This window comes from Prevotellamassilia timonensis, assembly GCF_021531665.1.
Classification (GTDB): Bacteria; Bacteroidota; Bacteroidia; order Bacteroidales; family Bacteroidaceae; genus Alloprevotella.
On sequence record NZ_JADYUH010000144.1, the window covers coordinates 1 to 521 of the forward strand.

Genomic DNA, 521 nt, shown 5'->3' on the forward strand with positions numbered 1-521 from the left:
CAAGATGATGCAGATGTTCCTCTCGCCCAAAACGAGCGAAGCACTCAGCGTCCTCAGCGAGTTTTTCCAAAACGACAACGCAAAAGCGGACGAAAACGCCGACGCGAAAACCAACGCCGGCGTTAAATACGTCACCCCGCAACAAGTGGAAGATGAGGTACTTAAGAATTGGGAAGTACGATTCAACGTCATGACGCAGCACCCCGAGGTGCGGAACAGGAAAGACCCCGAGGCACGGTTGAAACCCATGAGCGTGCGTGCCCACAATTCCATCGTGCGCAGTGTGCAGCAGACCTATCCCAACTGCTTCCGCAGCAGCATCGACGCCTATCTCTTGTCCGAGGACGTGCCCGAGTTCCACCCCCTGCGTGCCTATCTCACCTCCCTGCCCGAGTGGGACGGTCGCGACCGCGTCGGCGAGTTGGCGGCGCGCGTCTCCCGTGACGATCTCTGGCAGCGCGTTTTCCGCCGCTGGCTGCGCGGTGCGGTGAAGGGCTGGCTCAGCGAGCAAGATTCCATGG

1 pseudogene is annotated in these 521 nt (G+C 59.9%); it reads left to right on the forward strand.

From position 1 onward, the window contains the following. A pseudogene (locus tag I6E40_RS10690) lies at positions 1–521 on the forward strand (virulence-associated E family protein); the annotation flags it as partial.